A 14,567-nucleotide genomic window follows, 5' to 3' on the forward strand; every position below is an offset into this window, starting at 1 on the left:
TGGAATTTATAACTAACCATTATGAAACGAATTTTGATAGACTACAAAAAGTTGGACCACCACGTTGCGGCCACTTTGATCGATTCCTATCCCGACGGTTATGGCGACGATGACATAATTACCATAAAAAAACCGAATGGGGAAGTGATCGAGGCAGTGGAAGTTAAAACGGACGACACTATTTATATGGTAAAAATCAGCAAAAGCCTTTCCAATTTTATAGCCAATTTCGAGGAAGCCATTGAAAAGGAGTTGGATAACGACTTGGTTGCTTCTGAATTTGAGGAAGATGGTTTGGATGGTATGGAATCCGCTTCCGACGAATTGGATGGTGAAACCGACTATTGATCTACACCAAGTACCTTTCTTGGATAATTTTTAGGTGATGGGCCTGGTGGCCACTAATGATAAACCCTAATGCCCTTACACTCATTTTGGAATCGCTGGCAACACCTATTTGGTTCATCGCCTCATCATCAAAAGAGGAAAACAGGGTGATGGTTGCAGCTCTTACAGCCGCATATTCTTCAATCAGACTTTGCTTCGTCCTCAGATGGGCATTGGAGTTTGGGACATAATCATCTTGATCGAACCCGGGCAACGGTGTTTTGTCTTTTCTGGCAAAACATAGTGCCCTATATTGAAAGATTCTTTCCGTATCGATCATATGGACAATCGACTCTGCCAACGTCCATTTGCCCTCGGCATAGGCAAAACTCAATTTTTTGTCTGTAATTTCATCAAAAAGAGACAAAAAAGCGGTTCTGCCCATTTTTAGCTCCTCCAAGAGATCCACGTTTCCCAAAGCCATAATATAGGTTCGGTAAAATGGATTGTATTCAGAAGAAGGCAGTTCCGAAAGCAACATATAAGAGGTTTGGATTACAGCTCGTTGAAGATGGTGTGCATCAGTCGTCTTTTATCGTTGATGCTTTCTTCAAGAGAAATCATAGTTTCCGTTCTACTGATACCGTCAATATCATCTATTTTAAAAATGATGTTTTTTGCGTGTGTTGTATCCCTGGCCCTAATTTTACAGAAAATATTGAATTTCCCGGTGGTAATATGGGCCACGGTCACGTAAGGTATTTGACTTAGACGTTCGAGCACGAATTTGGTTTGATGGGTTTTTTCCAAAAATATACCCACATATGCGATAAAGGAATAGCCCAACTTCACATAATCCAAGGTTAAAGAAGATCCTTTGATGATTCCGGATTCTTCCATTTTTTTAACGCGTACATGTACAGTACCCGCAGAAATCAGCAATTTTTTGGCAATATCCGTGAACGGTGTACGGGTATTGTCGATTAACATGTCCAATATCTGGTGGTCTATTTCGTCTAATTTGACTTTATTCATTACATTGATTTTGCAGCAAAATTAGTTAAAAAAGGAAATTTACGTAATAAAAATGGTTTTTTTTTAAATAAAATGCAAGAACAGGTTCGTATTAACGGTTATTCCTTGGTGTTTTTAAGTAAATCCAGTAAGGGTGTATCGGCGTATGTAAATCCAAATCCCTTGGTATCAATACATTCAATGGTTCTATGACCGTAAAATCCATTTAGCGTGCCAACTTCCGTTATTTGAGGCTCAAAAACTACAGTGCCGTCGACCAAAACTTCTTTGTATCGGACACCAACTTTGTGAATGTCAGAAATTGTTGGATTGACTATTCCGGCATTTTCAATGATGATGTCAAAAAATAATTTACGGTTTCCGGGAATAGAAAAATAATCTCCAACAGAAAACTCATCTACCTGATGCTGGGCAATAATTTTAAAAGCTTCCAGTAAGGAAAGAAACATGTATTTCCGGGTAATCTCCCGATCATAATCCCCCGGATAGTGTCCAGACTCGAACAATACAGTTGGTACACCGAGCATTTGGAACGTATCCCCTACGCAGTTATCGTTAAAACCATCATCGTACCGCCCAACTTGACCGGGAATGTGTTCTTGCAGCATTACATTCATCCCAGCTATTAATTTCATTGCTGTTTCTCGTGTTGGGGTAATCTCACGTTCTTTATTACTCGCAGGAGATAAAAACGACACTGTTGCAGGTTTGTTGGTGTTCCCGGCACTGAACAGTGTGCGTTGATCGTGTAAATTAAAACAGAAATCTGGTTGAAAAGAATTGAACAATCTACGAAGCGCAACGCTTTCGGGTTGTGATTGCATCTTGGCGTCCCTATTCAAATCCACACCATTACTATTTTCTCGAGTATAAACATTTGCCCCATCTGGATTTAACATGGGTACGACCATTAAACTGCATTCCTTTAATATAGTATAGGCCAAGGGGTCGTTAGACCGTAAAAAATTCACCAAATCCCATAACGCTTTAGTGGTCGTGGATTCGTTACCGTGCATTTGAGACCACAAGAGTACCTTGATAGGGCCATTCCCCAATTGAAAAGCATGAATTTGAACTTGGTTGACCGATTTGCCGATTTCAATAAGAGGCTCCGAAAGTTTGGAAAAGCATTTTTGGATAGAGTCCATGTTTATGCACCTGCCTTGAATAGAGCCTTCTTTAAACTTTGAATAGTGAATCATGTATACCGTTAATTAAAGCGTACAAAAATACCATAGGATGAGTTTACAAATGTAATGTATGCCTGTAAAATAATTACACATTTGTAAACTGTAAAATTTACTAATAACAGTGCTTTTTATACAAATGTAAACAGAATGTATTTTAATTAGGTTATATCTCTTTATATCAGATGTGTAATATTATTTATTTAAATCTATAGTACAAGTATAAAGGTGATTTTTAAGTGAATATCATTGTGGGGAATTTTACTTGTATTACTTTTGTTTTATATAAATTTACAGATGTGAATTCCGATTTAATATTGCGCATACAACAGGTCATAGATCATTTTGGGTTGTCCGTTTCCGCTTTTGCCGATGCTATTGGCGTGCAAAGATCCAGTATATCCCATTTGTTGAGCGGTAGAAACAAACCCAGCTTGGACTTTGTTATGAAGTTGGTCGATACCTACCCTGAGGTTGACCTATATTGGTTGTTGAAAGGTAAGGGTTCCTTTCCAATAGAGAGCGATACGGAGGATCCTGTCCGGGTCAGAGAAGGACAATCTATTGTTGAAAGTACAGATGCAAAATACACGGAAGCTATGTCTTCAGCGCAAATTGAAAAATCCAGCTCAAGGAAAGAGAACCCTGCTCAAATTATATTGCTCTACAGGGATGGTAGCTTTAAGACTTTTGATCCAAAAAAGGATTGAACCTTTCGACTAGTTTCCGTTTCTTTGCACTTATGACAAGATTTCTACTTACAACTGCCGTTATTCTATTGTGTTTCTCTTGTGGTCAACCACCGGAGCGGAATTGCGAAGATTTTAAAACGGGAACATTTTCTTTTAAAGCTACCATAAATGGGGAGGAAAAAGAGACGATTTTCCGAAGAACAATGGATTTGGAAGTTGATGAGTTCGAGGGTAAAACAGATTCTTCTTCGGTCCGCTGGATAAATGACTGCGAATATGTTTTAAAAAATCTGAATCCAAAAAGCAAGGCAGAAGAAAAACCTATTCACATTAAGATCTTGACGACCTCAGGGTCTTCCTACACTTTTGAATACAATATTGTCAGTGAAAGCAAAAAGTTCAAAGGTACTGCCCATAAAATAGATTGACGTATGACAATCAGTTTGTATTGTAATTGAAATACGACCTTTTTCAATTTGATTGATTGACCGTCTTTCGCTTATGTTGTTTAAAAAAAACCTCCGACAGAAATGATTTCTTCGAAGGTTAAAATAAGGGTTAAATCCTTGCTTTTCTATTAATTGGGTCTTTGATATGCCAGTTCCGGACTGGACTCTTTGTGTTTTTTGAACAATCGTTGTTGCTGTTTAACGGTCAATGTGCTTCCGTCGTGGCTCCATCCCGGAGGTCCAAAAATATACATCAGCTTGTGCGATAGTTTGTCCACTTTTTTAACGTCGTTCCAAATATCTTTGAATTCATGGGTTAGGATAACCACTGGATTATAGGAATTAGGGGCGTGGATTACGCCGTACTTTACATCAATATTATCATCAAGTTCTTTCCAGGTCCCAAACATTTTATCGAAAATATTTAAGAAGCCCCCATGGTTCTTATCCAAATACTCCACATTTTGAGCGTGGTGCACTTGGTGCATGGTATGGGTGTTGAATATTTTCTCCAAAAAGCCGAGTTTAGGCACATAAACAGTGTGTAGCTGGAACTGCCACAATGCTTCAATGCCCAAACAGACCACCACCATTTCCGGTGGAAAACCAATAGCTGGCATCCAAATATAAAAGAAAGGTTTGTACAATATGGTGAACCATCCATTGCGAATTGCGGTACCTAAATTAAAATTGTCCGAAGAGTGGTGTACGATATGGGCCGCCCAAAGAATACGGACCTCGTGATTGGCCCTATGAAACCAATAATAGGTAAAATCGTCGGCCAATTGACATAAAATCCAAATATACCAAGCATACCCGAAGGATTGGTATCCCATAATGTTGGTTCTGACCCCGTCTATCTCGGGATTAAAAAGCTCATAGGTCCCTTCAAAAAGGAGGATGGCGAAGGCAACTTTGAACAAAGGTCCCAAAATGGCGGAGCCTATGCCCATAAAACTACTGGCGGCGAGATCTTTCCAGTTGTAAAGATGGTCGTCGTCGTGAGTTTTGCTGTAAGTTAATTCGAGTAAAATAAAGGCAATAAAAACTGGTACTCCATATACCAGGGGGTTTGTAAAATCCATATAGCAATATTAAGCTTTAAGCTCTAGGTGTGTGTTGTTCGGAAAATTAGACATAAAAAGAATTAAAACAAAGAGGTTTGATCGGAACTATCATTCTTTGTGCCTATATCGTTATCATCGGTTTCTATCTGTTCTTCGTCCACTACTTCGATTTCTTCGGTTTTTTGCTCTTCGGGTTCCTCGAAGGGCAATGGTTCCATGGTGTTTATATTTTTCACTTTCTCTGGAGTAAGCTGATTTCCGAGGGCTTTAATTCCTTTTATCGCAATGAAATCCTCTACGTTAACCTCAAGATTTGGCTTCGGGTCTTTTCCGCGGGGCTTAACAAATTCAATTTCCAGTCTGGGCCTCCAATCGGTTGATGCAAGCTCCAAATACGATTTGGGATCTTCATCGATCACCACTTCTTCCCTGTTTGGATTTTCTATCAGAAATCTTTTTAAGTAAAAACGTTCTTTGTCCCCAACATAGTGTACAACGGAAATGGGTTTTTCTGGATTCCATTTTTCCAGTACGATCATGTCGTCATTAAAACGAGTGAGCATATCCGGTGGGATGGTTTTTACAATGCCTTTTTGGTCGATCACCAAAAGAAGATCATCTCCTTTAAATTCACCGAGTAGTTCTCCTCTACCGTCAACGTTCAATCTGTTCACAACATCATCGAACCAAATTTTCCTTGGTTTCAGGGTTGACACTCCTTTTTCTTTGAGTTCAATGCGTTTAATGGCATATTTTGTAACCAAATTTCCTTTGGAACTGCGCCCCTTGATCAACACATCGGAAAAGTCAAGGTCCCATTTCAGCTTTTTAATACTGCCGGACTGCCGTAGCATTACGGTAACAACTTCGGCTTCACCGTTTGGATTGGCGGAAAAATAAAGTACTTCGGAAGAGGTTTTGTCACCGGCCAGGGGGTAAAGTTTATCCCGGGTAATGCTGGTTACATTAAACCGCTTTACATAGCTCGGGCCACCTTTCATGCTTTTATAGATCATGTTGTAGGTGGTTCGCTTGTCCTTCTTTTTAAAAACGGCAACATGTATAATATTCTTTCCGATAAATACTTTGGAATCCACCTTGGTAATCATCATATCCCCTTTTTGGGTAAAAACGATAATGTCATCAATATCGCTGCAATCCGTAACGTATTCGTCGCGTTTAAGGGAGGTGCCAATAAAGCCTTCTTCACGGTTTACGTAGAGCTTTGTGTTGCGGATAACCACTTTGGTGGCTTCGATGTCGTCAAAAATCTTGACCTCTGATTTCCGTTCCCGGCCTGCTCCATATTTCTTTTTGAGCTCTTTAAAATACGCAATGGCATAGTCCACCAAATGCTCTAGATGGTGTTTGGTTTCTTTTATCCTATCTTCAAGACTTTCAATGAGTTGCTGTGCCTTATCTAAATCAAACTTTGAAATACGCTTGATTCGGATTTCCGTCAATCTCACAATGTCATCTTTGGTCACGGCTCTTTTCAAATGGGCTATATGCGGCTTTAGACCTTTGTCTATGGCATCGATAACACCTTCCCATGTCTCCTCTTCTTCAATTTCCCGATAAATCCTATTCTCGATAAAAATGCGTTCCAATGAAGAAAAGTGCCACTGTTCTTCCAGTTCATCCAATTGAATTTGGAGCTCGGCTTTGAGCAACTCTACCGTGTTGTCCGTAGATCTTTGAAGCATTTCTTTTACTCCAATAAACAAGGGCTTGTTGTCCTCGATAACACAACCTAATGGTGAGATGGAGGATTCGCAAGCGGTAAAGGCGTAAAGTGCGTCGATGGTTTTATCCGGTGAGATACCGTTTGGTAAATGCACCAAGATTTCTACCTCTGCTGCGGTATTGTCCTCAATCTTTTTTATTTTGATTTTCCCCTTATCGTTAGCCTTTAAGATGGAGTCAATTAAAGAGGATGTGTTGGTGCCGTAAGGTATTTCGTTGATGACCAAGGTATTCTTGTCCAAAGTCGAAATTTTGGCCCTTACCCTGATCTTGCCGCCTCGCATACCATCGTTGTAATTCGTCACATCAATAATCCCTGCTGTAGGGAAATCTGGAACAATGGTGAACCGCTTGCCCTGCAAGTGTTTTATCGAGGCATCGATAAGCTCGTTAAAGTTGTGTGGCAGTATCTTGGTGGAAAGGCCCACTGCAATTCCTTCCGCCCCTTGCGCGAGCAAAAGCGGGAACTTTACCGGTAAATTAACGGGTTCTTTTTTTCTGCCGTCATAACTTAGCTGCCATTCGGTAATTTTTGGGCTATAAATTACTTCAAGGGCGAACTTGGAAAGTCTTGCTTCGATATAACGTGGTGCGGCTGCTCCATCGCCGGTCAAAATATTGCCCCAGTTACCTTGAGTGTCTATCAGCAGATCTTTTTGTCCGATCTGTACCATGGCATCTGCAATACTGGCATCGCCATGAGGGTGGTATTGCATGGTGTGCCCCACTACGTTCGCGACCTTGTTGTAGCGACCGTCGTCCAATTCTTTGAGCGAGTGCATAATTCTTCTTTGCACTGGCTTAAATCCATCTTCGATGGCGGGTACTGCTCGCTCCAATATTACATACGAAGCGTAATCCAAAAACCAATCCTTGTACATTCCGGTCACCTTGACCAGGCTATCTTGGGACTCTTCTTGGTTTTCTAAACTTTCATCGTTCAGTTCTTCGTTCTCTTCCATTTAGAAAGGTGGCATTTATTTGGGTTGTAGTTGGTTTTCTTGAACAAGGTCAAGCTCTACTTTAAGGTTGTTGATGATGAATTCCTGACGGTCCGGTGTGTTTTTGCCCATATAAAATTTCAATAGGGCGTCTATGCTCATGGCTTTGTCCAGCATCACAGGTTCCAAACGGATATCATCGCCGATAAAGTTTTTGAACTCGTCCGGGGAAATTTCGCCCAATCCCTTAAATCGGGTAATTTCCGGTTTACCGGACAATTTTTCAATGGCTTGTCTTCTTTCCTCTTCACTGTAGCAATAAATGGTTTCTTTTTTATTGCGTACCCGAAATAACGGGGTTTGTAAAATGTATAAGTGATTCTCTTTGATCAATTCTGGGAAAAATTGTAAAAAGAACGTAATCAGTAATAAACGAATGTGCATCCCATCCACATCGGCATCGGTAGCTATTACGATATTGTTGTAGCGCAAGTCCTCCATAGAGTCCTCAATGTTGAGCGCGGCTTGCAGGAGATTGAACTCTTCGTTCTCGTAAACGATTTTTTTGGACATGCCGTAGGAGTTCAACGGTTTTCCCCGTAAGCTGAATACGGCCTGTGTGTTCACGTCCCTGGATTTTGTTATGGAACCAGATGCGGAATCTCCCTCGGTAATAAAAAGGGTGGTTTCCAAGCGTCGGTCCTTTTTCATATCCTGCAAATGAATTCGGCAATCCCGTAGTTTTTTATTGTGAAGGCTCGCTTTTTTGGCACGATCTCTGGCTAATTTCCGTATGCCTGAAAGTTCCTTGCGCTCTTTCTCGGCCTGTACAATTTTCTTTTGGAGCGCATCTGCCGTTGCCTGATTCTTATGGAGGTAGTTGTCCAGATGGGTGCCAATAAAATCATTGACATAGGTGCGCACTGTTGGTAGATCGCCCCCCATATCGGTGGAACCCAATTTGGTCTTGGTCTGGCTCTCGAAAACGGGCTCCATCACTTTAATGGAAATTGCCGAGATAATGGATTTTCGTATATCTGAAGCATCGTAGTTTTTTCCGTAAAAATCACGTATGGTCTTAACAATGGCTTCCCTAAAAGCAGCCTGGTGAGTTCCGCCCTGTGTGGTGTGTTGTCCATTGACAAAAGAGTGGTACTCTTCGCTATATTGGGTTTTGCTATGGGTCATGGCCACCTCGATATCATCCCCTTTTAAGTGGATCACCGGGTACAGAAAATCCTCTTGGTTATTGTTGTCCTCGAGCAAATCCTTTAATCCGTTATCGGAATAGAATTTTTCCCCGTTAAAAACAATGGTCAATCCAGGATTTAGATATACATAATTCTTGAGCATGCGTTCCACATACTCGTTACGGTATTTGTATTTTTTGAAAATAGTTTCATCTGGAGTGAAACTTACTTTGGTTCCCTTTCTCCTGGATGATTCTTCCAAAAGTTCCTCGTTCACCAAGTTACCGGTCTCAAATTCTGCAGACTTGGATTGGCCGTCCCTGTTGGATTCCACTCTAAAATAGGTGGATAACGCATTGACCGCTTTGGTCCCTACCCCGTTAAGGCCTACGGATTTTTTAAAGGCCCGGGTATCGTATTTTCCCCCGGTATTCATTTTGGAAACTACATCTACCACTTTACCAAGTGGAATACCACGACCATAATCTCGAACGTGAACGGTGTTTTCCTTAATATTGATTTCAATGGTTTTTCCTGCCCCCATCACAAATTCGTCAATGGAGTTGTCGAGGACTTCTTTTAGAAGAATATAAATTCCGTCGTCCGCGGAGGAACCATCTCCCAATTTTCCAATGTACATTCCCGGACGCATTCGAATATGCTCCTTCCAGTCAAGCGAACGGATGTTATCCTCAGTATATTGGGTATCTGCCATTAGTTAAGGGTTAATCATTGCAATATAAAATTTCGGGGCAAAAATAAAAGGGTGAACGCTAGAAAGTAATCAACAATGAAAAATAATAATTGTTAATATATATTAGTCCTTAGCCCTCTTTTTGCTTTGGATGGAGAGGTATGTTACCCCGAATATTACCACAAGCATTCCGATCAGTTGTCCGAGAGTGAGTTTTTCGTCCAAAAACAGAAAAGCGAGCAAAATTGTGGAAATGGGGCCCAAGCTTCCCAAAATTGAAAAGTTGGAGGCGCCCAATCGCTTTATTGCCGCGGAAACCAAAAAAGAAGGAATCAATGTGGCGAAAATGGCCATGGCCACACCATATGCATACACGGGCCATGGGTAATCCATAAATGTCCAATTACCGGCTATTGAATAGTGGACCATAATACAAAGGGTGGATACGATCATGGCATTGCATGTAAACCGTAAGACCCCAAATTTTGGAATCAACCATCCACTGCCCACCAAATACGAAGCATAGGTAATTGCACTCAATAAAACCAAAAAACCACCCATGAGCACTTTGTTACCGGACATATCCAATTCTTCCCAGAACGTGATCAGCACACCTAAATATGTGATAAGTATTGCAGTGAGCTGTACGCGTGTAATTTTCTGTCTAAAAATCAGCCAACTAAGAAACACCACTATGGTCGGGTACACAAAAAGAATAATACGTTCCAGGCCGGCTTTGATGTAATTGAGGCCCAAGAAATCGAAATAACTGGCCAAATAGTAACCAACAAACCCAAAAAGAAACAACCAAACATAATCTTTGGGCAAAACTTTTGTTTCTGCTGATTTTTTGCGAATCAAAAATAAAATAAGGATGTAAAAGGGCAATGAGAACAACATCCGAAACAATAAAAGGTCGAGTGTGTCGACATGGTACCGATAGGCCAACTTTACCAATACAGCTTTGGAGGAAAACAGCACAACTCCCAAGACCCCGTATAAAACCCCTAAACTTTTACTGGACATACAGCAAAGTTATTCTGCGTCCGGAAACTACTGTGGCGGAAATTTTATGGATTACAACAGCCAGTGCTTACACATTGAACCTAAAATGCATAACATCACCATCTTTTACGATATATTCTTTGCCTTCTACGCGCATACGACCAGCTTCTTTAACTTTGGCTTCGCTTCCAAATTGCACATAATCATCGTAGGCAATTACTTCTGCTCGGATAAATCCTTTTTCAAAATCCGTATGGATTACTCCTGCGGCTTGTGGTGCGGTGGCACCAACAGGTATGGTCCAGGCCCGCACTTCTTTTACACCTGCGGTGAAATATGTTTCCAGGTCCAGAAGTTTATATGCCCCACGAATCAATTTGGCGGAACCTGGTTCGGATAGTCCAAGATCTTCCAAAAACATTTGACGTTCTTCGTAGGTTTCCAATTCGGTAATATCTGCTTCTGTACCGACGGCCAAAAAAATGACCTCGGCATTTTCGTGGGCTACTGCTTCTTTTACTTTCTCCACGTAGGCATTGCCCTCTACGGCGGCAGCTTCGTCTACATTGCAAACGTACATTACGGGTTTGTCCGTAATCAGTTGCAAGGGTTTCACGAACTCAAGGCGTTCATCGTCTGAAAATTCAATGGCACGTACGGAAGTTCCAGCTTCCAAACCATCTTTCAATTTAATCAGAACCGCTTCTTCTTTTTGGGCTTCTTTGTTTCCAGTTTTAGCGGCACGTTTTACTTTGTCAAGCTTTTTTTCTACACTTTCCAAATCCTTCAACTGCAATTCCATATCAATGGTTTCCTTGTCCCTTATCGGGTCTACGGAGCCGTCAACGTGAACTACATTGTCATTGTCAAAACAGCGTAGCACGTGCAGAATAGCATCGGTTTCTCGGATGTTTCCCAAGAACTGGTTTCCCAACCCTTCTCCCTTACTGGCGCCTTTTACCAGACCGGCAATGTCCACAATTTCCACGGTGGCCGGAATTACGCGTTCAGGATTGACCAACTCTTCCAACTTCTCCAATCGTTGGTCGGGCACATTTACAACTCCAATATTGGGCTCAATGGTACAAAAAGGAAAGTTGGCACTTTGTGCCTTTGCATTGGACAAACAATTGAACAGCGTTGATTTTCCTACATTCGGCAATCCTACGATACCTGCTTTCATTCGCTAGAAATTAGATTTAAGAGTTCAGATTACAAAACAGTATTTTAGGTATGGTGCTGTCAATATAAAACACCGATAACCTACCAAATACCGATTTGAGGGTGCAAATATAAGTTGAAGTTTTGGTACTGCGACCTAATAATTGCCAATCAGTAGATAGAAGCCAATAATTAGCAATGCTATAATTCCAAAAATGGCTACAAGAGACAATATACAGCCGAGCTGTTTCCAAAAACCGTTATATTCCTTTTCTTTTTCCTGCATAAAAAACCCCGAACCTTGGTCCGGGGCAAAATTATAAGTTTTTTACATCTTAACCTTCTGGGTGCATAAACTTTTGCTTGCCCAAAAGCTCCTCCTCTGTTTCTACATGATCGTCATCGGGCACACAACAGTCTACCGGACATACGGCCGCGCACTGTGGCTCTTCGTGGAAGCCTTTGCATTCCGTACATTTATCGGGTACAATATAATACAGTTCATCGCTGACCGGTTCTTGAACTTCATCGGCATTGACTTCTTTACCATCTGGCAAAACCACATCACCGCTAAGAGAAGTTCCATCGCTATATCTCCATTCGTCCGCTCCCTCGTAAATTGCTGTATTTGGGCATTCTGGCTCGCAAGCACCACAATTTATGCATTCATCCGTAATTATTATTGCCATAATTTTCTTTTCCTTTTGGGTTGATTCTGATCAGCATGCTTACTTTTGACAAAAATAAACCCTAGTTAATTAGTGTACAAATTTAATGGCACCAGATACAAATACCATAGATGCTTTTGTTAAACTTGGAAAATACCTAACGGAATTTTGTCAAGATTGTTCTCAAAAAAGCCCAAAAACCGACCCGGGACTAAAAGAGGTCGTGGCAAGAGCAGGTCATCATAACGGATGGTTTACGGAGGAAAACATTTTATTTTCCCTGGAACAATGGGGAAATATCCTGTCCAGGCCGCATATAAACGATTGGTTGTCCCAATACTCCTTTAAAAGTGGAGAAAACATTAAAAAAGTGGGGGTAGTAATGGCGGGCAATATACCATTGGTAGGTTTTCACGATTTTTTATGTGTATTGCTTTCCGGTAATTCTGTATTGATTAAGCAGTCCTCCAATGACAAAGTGCTTCTCCCATTTCTCTCCGATTACTTAATGGAACAAGAGCCCTCGCTCGCAGATAAAATCGAATTTGTAGACGAAAAACTAGAAAATTTCGATGCAGTGATCGCTACAGGGAGCAATAATACAAGTCGTTATTTTGAATATTATTTTGGAAAGAAGCCGAATATCATCAGAAAAAATAGAAATTCGGTGGCAGTGCTCACCGGAGATGAAACCGAAGAAGAGCTAGAGGCACTTGGCGAGGATATTTTTAGATATTATGGGCTGGGTTGCCGCAACGTATCCAAAATATTTGTACCCAAGGGATACAATTTTGACAGGCTGTTCCAAGCACTCTACACTTATAAAGATATTATCCACCAACATAAATATGCCAATAACTACGATTACAACAAAGCTGTTTATTTGATGAGTGAGTTCAAGATTTTGGATAACGGTTTTTTGATCTTAAAAGAGGATCAAAGTCTTTCCTCTCCCATTTCCGCATTGTTCTATTCATTTTATGATGATGAAGTCAGCTTGGAATTGGATTTACGGAGGATGGAAAAGCAAATTCAATGTGTGGTCTCCAAAAAGGAAGGAGACATAAATTTTGGACAAACCCAAAAACCAAGCTTGAGCGACTACGCCGACGGAATTGATACCATGGAATTTTTATTGGGACTTTAAGAAAGTCCCCAACCGTTGGAGCCATTTTTAGATACAACAATTTTTAAGACCTTTACCCCTTAAACCTAGGAAATGAAAAAGCATAATTTTAGCGCCGGCCCCTGCATTCTGCCCGCAGAGGTAATGCAGAAGGCTTCCGAAGCCGTTCTGGAATTGGATGGCATTGGACTTTCACTGATTGAAATATCCCATCGCAGCAAAGAATTTGTTGAAATAATGGAAAAAGCCCGTTCCCTGGCCCTAGAGCTTTTGGGACTGCAGGGCAAAGGATACCATGCCTTGTTCTTACAAGGTGGGGCCAGTATGCAATTTTTAATGACCGCCTTTAACCTTTTGGATGCAAAAGCCGGGTATGTGAACACGGGAACATGGAGTCAGAAGGCGATCAAGGAAGCCCGAATGTTCGGAGATATTGTAGAAGTGGCTTCGTCTCAAGAAGATAATTTTAGGTACATACCAAAGGGATTCGAGATCCCAACTGATCTGGATTATCTTCATTTAACCTCCAACAATACCATCTATGGAACGCAGTTTAAGGAGTTTCCAAAAACAGCTGTTCCATTAGTCTGTGATATGAGTTCCGACATATTTTCCAGACAAATGGACTTTTCCCAGTTCGATTTGATCTATGCCGGAGCGCAAAAGAATATGGGGCCTGCCGGAACAACGCTGGTGGTGGTAAAAGAAGATATCTTGGGAAAAGTATCGCGCAAAATCCCCTCTATGATGGATTACTCGGTACATATTGCCAAGGACAGCATGTTCAACACGCCACCTGTTTTTGCGGTGTATGTATCCATGCTTACCATGCAGTGGTTAAAAGATTTGGGAGGTATAGCCGCCATAGAAGAAATTAACGAGCGTAAAGCCAACCTTATTTATTCAGAAATAGAACTGAACCCAGTTTTTTCTGGCATTGCCGCCAAAGAGGATCGCTCTAGTATGAACGCTACTTTTAATATTACAGATGATGAGTTAAAGGATGTGTTCGACGAAATGTGCAAAGAAGCTGGAATAAGCGGTATCAATGGACATAGATCGGTTGGCGGCTACAGAGCCTCCATGTACAACGCACTGCCAATGGAAAGTGTCGGCGTATTGGTCGATATAATGAGCGAACTCGAAAAGAAAGGATAACTGTACTTAATTTTGGACGTTGTTCGAGTTCGGACGTCTTCACTTACCAGTACTTGCCATATTGATGGTGATGGGCCCCAGAGGACAATACCCAAAAAGAAATGCAGTACTCAAATTTTTA

At 41.1% G+C, this 14,567-nt stretch carries 14 protein-coding genes; 5 read left to right on the forward strand and 9 right to left on the reverse strand.

Annotated features, from left to right (window positions below; translation table 11 throughout):
• Positions 1-21 precede the first annotated feature (21 nt).
• On the forward strand, positions 22-348 hold the full coding sequence (locus ACXAFK_RS09435) for a hypothetical protein (RefSeq protein ID WP_224836973.1): 327 nt from the start codon (positions 22-24) through the stop codon (positions 346-348).
• Position 349: 1 nt separating this feature from the next.
• Here the strand turns inward: ACXAFK_RS09435 and ACXAFK_RS09440 are convergent, their stop codons facing one another.
• From ACXAFK_RS09440 to ACXAFK_RS09450, 3 genes are all read right to left on the reverse strand, one after another.
• Positions 350-868 carry a DinB family protein gene (locus ACXAFK_RS09440; protein WP_338195039.1) on the reverse strand — a complete coding sequence of 173 codons (519 nt, stop codon included), beginning with the start codon at positions 866-868 and terminating at the stop codon, positions 350-352.
• 14 nt (positions 869-882) lie between these two features.
• Positions 883-1,362 (reverse strand): Lrp/AsnC family transcriptional regulator, encoded by a 480-nt coding sequence (locus ACXAFK_RS09445; RefSeq protein WP_127141951.1) that lies wholly within the window; start codon positions 1,360-1,362, stop codon positions 883-885.
• Positions 1,363-1,460: 98 nt separating this feature from the next.
• Entirely contained in the window at positions 1,461-2,510 is a 1,050-nt protein-coding gene (locus ACXAFK_RS09450; RefSeq protein ID WP_474957571.1) for a M14 family metallopeptidase, read from the reverse strand.
• Positions 2,511-2,848: 338 nt separating this feature from the next.
• Here ACXAFK_RS09450 and ACXAFK_RS09455 point away from each other — a divergent pair, with 338 nt between their 5' ends.
• Both ACXAFK_RS09455 and ACXAFK_RS09460 read left to right on the forward strand, forming a co-directional pair.
• Entirely contained in the window at positions 2,849-3,259 is a 411-nt protein-coding gene (locus ACXAFK_RS09455) for a helix-turn-helix domain-containing protein (RefSeq protein WP_474957572.1), read from the forward strand.
• A gap of 32 nt (positions 3,260-3,291) precedes the next feature.
• Positions 3,292-3,669 carry a DNA topoisomerase IV gene (locus ACXAFK_RS09460; protein WP_474957573.1) on the forward strand — a complete coding sequence of 126 codons (378 nt, stop codon included), beginning with the start codon at positions 3,292-3,294 and terminating at the stop codon, positions 3,667-3,669.
• A 149-nt stretch (positions 3,670-3,818) separates the two neighbouring features.
• Here ACXAFK_RS09460 and ACXAFK_RS09465 read toward each other — a convergent pair whose 3' ends face one another.
• The 6 genes from ACXAFK_RS09465 to ACXAFK_RS09490 form a co-directional block, all read right to left on the reverse strand.
• Positions 3,819-4,775 carry a sterol desaturase family protein gene (locus ACXAFK_RS09465; RefSeq protein ID WP_293295271.1) on the reverse strand — a complete coding sequence of 319 codons (957 nt, stop codon included), beginning with the start codon at positions 4,773-4,775 and terminating at the stop codon, positions 3,819-3,821.
• A 62-nt stretch (positions 4,776-4,837) separates the two neighbouring features.
• Positions 4,838-7,465 (reverse strand): DNA gyrase/topoisomerase IV subunit A, encoded by a 2,628-nt coding sequence (locus tag ACXAFK_RS09470; protein WP_474957574.1) that lies wholly within the window; start codon positions 7,463-7,465, stop codon positions 4,838-4,840.
• 15 nt (positions 7,466-7,480) lie between these two features.
• Positions 7,481-9,349 carry a DNA topoisomerase IV subunit B gene (locus ACXAFK_RS09475; RefSeq protein WP_474957575.1) on the reverse strand — a complete coding sequence of 623 codons (1,869 nt, stop codon included), beginning with the start codon at positions 9,347-9,349 and terminating at the stop codon, positions 7,481-7,483.
• 102 nt (positions 9,350-9,451) lie between these two features.
• On the reverse strand, positions 9,452-10,354 hold the full coding sequence (locus ACXAFK_RS09480; protein WP_474957576.1) for a DMT family transporter: 903 nt from the start codon (positions 10,352-10,354) through the stop codon (positions 9,452-9,454).
• A gap of 67 nt (positions 10,355-10,421) precedes the next feature.
• Entirely contained in the window at positions 10,422-11,516 is a 1,095-nt protein-coding gene (gene ychF, locus ACXAFK_RS09485; protein WP_224836982.1) for a redox-regulated ATPase YchF, read from the reverse strand.
• A 313-nt stretch (positions 11,517-11,829) separates the two neighbouring features.
• Entirely contained in the window at positions 11,830-12,183 is a 354-nt protein-coding gene (locus ACXAFK_RS09490; protein ID WP_224836983.1) for a 4Fe-4S dicluster domain-containing protein, read from the reverse strand.
• Between the two features lie 85 nt (positions 12,184-12,268).
• Here ACXAFK_RS09490 and ACXAFK_RS09495 point away from each other — a divergent pair, with 85 nt between their 5' ends.
• Complete coding sequence (locus tag ACXAFK_RS09495; protein ID WP_474957577.1) at positions 12,269-13,309, forward strand: acyl-CoA reductase; 1,041 nt, start codon at positions 12,269-12,271, stop codon at positions 13,307-13,309.
• A gap of 72 nt (positions 13,310-13,381) precedes the next feature.
• Complete coding sequence (gene serC / locus ACXAFK_RS09500) at positions 13,382-14,446, forward strand: 3-phosphoserine/phosphohydroxythreonine transaminase (RefSeq protein ID WP_474957578.1); 1,065 nt, start codon at positions 13,382-13,384, stop codon at positions 14,444-14,446.
• Positions 14,447-14,567 lie beyond the last annotated feature (121 nt).

Source organism: Flagellimonas sp. ABD4_174 (assembly GCF_056160185.1).